Raw genomic sequence first — 4,957 nt, 5'->3', positions numbered from 1 at the left:
CGAAAGGTGCCCAGCATGTTCGCGGATTTTGATCCCTTGGACTTGAAGCCCGGCCAGATGGTGAGCGACTGGCGCATTGTCCGACGCATCGGAAGGGGCGGGTATGCCGTCGTCTACGAGGTGGAGAAGGACGGCGAGCGTTTCGCGCTCAAGGTGGCCTGTCAGACAGAGCGAAGCCTTGATCCGAAGCAGACGGACGCGCGCGCGCGTCGCGAGGCAGCCTGCCTCCAGCAACTCAGCCACCGCCACATCATCCGCATGTTGGCGCAAGGCCGGTGGCCGGGTGCGCTCTCAGGCTTCCACTACATCGTTCTTGAGTTCGTGGACGGCTACACGCTCGCCCGCTGGGTCGAGAGGACCAACCCGACGCCGCATGAAGTCGTCGTCCTGTTCCTCAAGCTGTTTGACGCCTTGGAGTACATGCACGCGAAAAACGTGTTCCATCGGGATTTGAGCCTGCGAAACATCATGGTCACCAAGGACGGCGAGCCAGTGATCATCGACTTTGGGGCGGCGGACTACGCGACCGCCGAGGAATTGACGGACGGGCCGCTCCCGCCTGGAACGCCGCGCAACCGCAGCCCCGAGGCTCAAAGTTTCTGGGAGGCAAACCGCCTCAAGGCCGGGGCCCGTTACACCTTCAAGGCGACGGACGATATTTTCGCGCTCGGAGCCAACCTCTACGACGTGCTGACGGACCCCACACCTGAACGCAGCGAGGGGCGGCCCGTGCTCAATAGCATGTTGATAACCCCGCCCACCCCGCACCGCAAAACCAAGGGGCGCGTTCCGGCAGAGTTGAGCGCCTACGCAATGAAGCTGATCAGTCGCGACCTGGAGGTGCGGCCCGCGACGGCGAAGGATGCGCGGCGCCTGCTGTCAGACTTGGCGCGGCATGAGGGGGAGGACTGGCGCGAGATCTCCATTCACCCGGCATCCGCGCTGCTACCGCGAGAACCCGCCGAAGGGGAGCCGGTACGAGTCGAAGCGCGAGAACCCGAGGGCCCGCAGGAACTGGTCCCCTTCCATCCGCTCCCGGCACAGGTGGGCCCAGCGGATGCCGCGCCCGCTCCTTCTTCAGTGCAGATAGCGCCAGCGCCAGCGAATGCCGCGCCCGTGCCTTCTCCGGTGCAGATAGCGCCAGCGCCAGCGGATGCCGCGCCCGCTCCTTCCCCGGTGCAGATAGCGCCAGCGCCAGCGCCAGCGCCATCGAATGCCGCGCCCGTGCCTGCTGCTGCGGGGGTTGCTGTGCACCACAACCAGCGCCATGAGTGGTTGCGTCCGGTGTTCGTCGGGCCGCTGGCGCTCTCTGTCTTCGCGGCAGTCGTGACCGCCTCCCTGCTGCACAGGCCAGCGCAGCCAGCGCCGCCCCCCGTGGCTAGGAGCGCACCAGCGGATCAACTCCCCGCCTCCAGCACTCTGGCGGAAAAGCCGACAAGCCGCCCCGAACGGTTAGCCTCGCCTCTCCCTACCCAGAAGGAGGCGAGCCCTTCCGTGACGCTGCCCGACAACTCCCCGACTCTCACCAACGGCGTACCCAACCCGCAGCAGGTTCAGAATCAGAAGGCCAGCAGGCGGCGCGTGCTCTCGAAGGTTGAGAAGTGCGCGCTACTCGTGGCCTCCGTGGCATGGCTTGAAGCGGGCTGCACTGGTGTGCAGACGCGCCCGGATCCCGAGCCATGCCCCGAGGAAGCCATCAAGGCCATGGAGGAGCTAGATTGGGCAGTGGGCGGCCTTGGGCCCGGCATCCTGCTGGACGTGACTAAGGGGACCTACGAAGAGGGGCGCGAGCAACCTTTGGCCGTTTCGAAGGATGGGCCCGTCACGGGTGCCCTGATCAGGGCGGAAGGCAAGGCCCCTGCGGGGATGCGGATAGATGGGCACCTGTGGACGCCGGGAGATCGCATGTATGGGCGCTATCTCCGTGCCCACCTTCCAGGCGGGCGCACCGTGCCGATCTGCCTCGAACTGGAGAACGGGGGCGAGTTGGGCTCGCCAAAGCGCGAGGGCTCGAAGCCCGGCGCCCCTGTAGCGTCCAAGGTGTCCAGTACGAGGGTGGTTGAGCGGTGGAGGTGAGCCGGGGCCGCTGGAGCGCGCGAGCGTCGGACACGTGAAGCCGGGCCCAGTGGAGCCCTCGCGCGTCGGACAGTGGATCTGGGCCCGTGGAGCCCCGCGCGCGTCCAGGCTCGCCTAGTGGGTCCGTGGAGCGCGCGAGCGTCGGACAGGTGGAGCCGAGCCCGGTGGAGCCCCGCGAGCGCCCAGGCTCGCCAGCGGGGCCTGTGGAGCCCCCGCGCGTCGGATAGGTGAAGCCAAGGCCCGGTGGAGCCCCCGCGCGTCCAGCCTCACGTGCTGGGCGCGTGGAGCCCCTGCGCGTCGGACAGGTGAAGTTGGGCCCTATCAGCGGCCCTCTTCTTTCGCCCTGCACCGGTCGACCGCTCTCCCCAGGGCCACACGGCCCCCGTTCGGCCTATGCGTCGCACCAACTGCAATGCCAGCCGTGCCGGTGGTGGGTTGGTCGCGGCATATGAGAAGCAGGGACAAGATCAGCTGGGAGGTGTTATAAAGTGCAGTTGAATGATCAAGCTCACTGCATTTTTTCCGCTCCTCATCACCATCAGCCGTGGTGTGGGGGCCTTTGTGCAAGCAGTCCGACTCTGGACTGCTACTCGCAAATGGTTAGGTGCTCGTCGTGCAGGGCGCATCGGCAAGCTTGCTGCTGTTGTTGATGTGCCCGAGCGTCGATTCATACCGCAATTGCGACAGCAGCTTACGAGGCTGCTGCTCGATGATGAATTATTTGAGGAACTAGAACAGGCGGCAAAGATGGCAGCGCCAGGCGCGAGCGTAATAATCAAGCCGCTTGTCCGAGATCTACAGATCCCTGAAGCATATGAGTCGAAACGGCTGGCAATTGCTTCAGAGATTGCTGAAGCGCTTGTTCAGAGGGTGTTGAACCGGGGTGAGCAGGCCCAGCATGTTGTACTCCCCCTGCATCCTAGAGCGCCGAATCGTTTGAAATCCACACTATCCAGCTTTGAGGGGAGCCTCTCTGCGCTGAACTGGTTCGAGGGCACCCCGTCTGCGTGCTCTGGCCGAACCTGTCTGGTTGTCAGACAGGTTTGCCCAGCGCGCTGCTGGCACGGGCGGCCGCTTCGATCCCTATCCTCCGGCTGGCATCATCAGCTTGGATACTGCTGCTAAGTCCCCAGAACCACTAGACCTCGAACTGATCGGCGCTCTAGCAAGCACAAGGCTCATGCGTTCAGCTGACCGAGCGCCTAAGCCTTTTGCTGCTCTGTGAGGTAGGCCACTCCCAGTGAAACCCTTGAGGTTGCCTGGAGCGTGACCTATGGCGCTGCCATGAGCCCTACTCACAAGGTTGTTGCCAGGACGCGCTACCCCTCCGATTTGACCGATGCGCAGTGGGACTTGGTGGAACCGTTTGTTCGCGGCAATCCCGTCGGCCCCCAACCCGTGGTGCATGAGCGGCGAGAAGTGGTCAACGCCATCCTCTACATCTCGCGCACCGGAGCTCCGTGGCGCTATCTGCCGCACGACATGCCCGACTGGCAGAGCGTCTACCACTACTTCCGGTTGTGGACGAAGGACGGCACGCTCAAGTTGCTGCACGACGTGCTGCGCGGAAAGGTGCGCCAGCAAGAGGGGCGCTCTGCGCAGCCCACCGCAGGCATCCTCGACAGCCAGAGCGTGAAGACGGCTCTGGAAGCCGAGAGCCGAGGCTATGACGCCGGCAAGAAGATCAAGGGCCGTAAGCGTCACCTGCTGGTGGACGTGCTGGGTCTGGTCCTCGTTGCGTGGATCACGACGGCCGACGTGCAGGACCGAGATGCGGCCGCGGCCGTGTTGCCGATGGCCGCCGAGCAGTTCCCCACGCTGCAGAAGGTATGGGCCGATGGCGCTTACGAGGGGCCTCGTGTGGCGGACATCGCCCAGCAGACCGGCATCGAGGTCGAGATCGTGAAGCGCACGGACACCACTCCGGGCTTCGTCGTCCAGGCCAGGCGATGGGTGGTGGAGCGAACGTTCGGGTGGCTGAGCCGGGAGCGGCGGCTGTCCAGAGACTACGAGCGAAAGGAGGAGTCCTCCGAGACGTTCATCTACTTGGGCATGATCCGACTAATGCTGGGCCGCCTTGCTTGACTGCCTTGGTTCAACACCCTCTCAGGAGATGCGCAGGCAGTTGTTAGCCGATGAAGGCGGATTAGTACATGCCGACAAACTCGCCGAACAGCGCCAACAGTCGCTAGAGTCGAAAATCCTGAATCTTGAGGAAATCATTAGCGGTCAACGCTCTGTAAGCACGCACGCGGCACTGGCAAGAACAGAAGAGATGGTGAAAGGGAAGTCGCGACGCGAGGTTGTTGGGATTTGGCTTGCAACCGCAAATCAGCTAGATGGCGCGAGCATTGCTGCCGAAGTACGCGCAACTGCTCACACGCGTCTTGGGTTTGCCCAGTGGAATGTAGGGGACATTGCGGTTGCTCAAGCGTCGTTCGATCGTGCATACGAGATTTCACCCACAAGCCGTGATGTGAAGATTGGTCGAGCAATAGCTCTAGCAATGCGCGAGCAATTCTCGGAGGCAGAAGCCCTTCTAGCTGCAGAGCTTGGCGGCGAGAACTCCTTGCAAATTGCTGGAGTCTTTGCACAGATATTGCTCTACAAAGGCGATTACGAAGCACTTGATCGCTTGGCCAAGCAGCACAGCCTTGAGGGAAGCTCAGGTGCTATGCTGCGGCGTGTGTACGCGACATCGCTTGTACGGCGTCAACGTGCTGCCGAGGCAGTGCAGTTGCTAACCCAGCATGGCGCTCCTGGCCCTGAAGGAGAGGACGCTTTGTTGCTTGGTACGGCAATCGTTGCAAGCCTTACTGCGCGCGCAATGAGGGGCAATGATCCAGTAACATTCTCAGTTGAACTGGAGCAAGCCGAAACC

At 63.1% G+C, this 4,957-nt stretch carries 4 protein-coding genes; all 4 read left to right on the top strand.

The features are described 5' to 3' along the window. Positions 1-6: 6 nt before the first annotated feature. Positions 7-2,076, top strand: coding sequence for a serine/threonine-protein kinase (locus VD972_RS03335; RefSeq protein WP_324980611.1), 2,070 nt, complete (start codon positions 7-9; stop codon positions 2,074-2,076). Positions 2,077-2,574: 498 nt separating this feature from the next. Further along, positions 2,575-3,201, top strand: a complete 627-nt coding sequence (locus VD972_RS03330) for a hypothetical protein (protein WP_324980608.1) — start codon at positions 2,575-2,577, stop codon at positions 3,199-3,201. Positions 3,202-3,360: 159 nt separating this feature from the next. Continuing rightward, entirely contained in the window at positions 3,361-4,161 is an 801-nt protein-coding gene (locus VD972_RS03325; protein WP_324980605.1) for an IS5 family transposase, read from the top strand. Positions 4,162-4,201: 40 nt separating this feature from the next. Next, the coding region (locus VD972_RS03320; RefSeq protein WP_324980602.1) for a hypothetical protein at positions 4,202-4,957 on the top strand (756 nt) is incomplete at its 3' end.

Origin of the sequence: Hyalangium sp., assembly GCF_035629615.1 — a bacterium.
Lineage (GTDB): Bacteria > Myxococcota > Myxococcia > Myxococcales > Myxococcaceae > Hyalangium.
The sequence above is the reverse complement of the archived record's forward strand: the minus strand, read 5'-3'. Positions and strand labels throughout refer to the sequence as shown.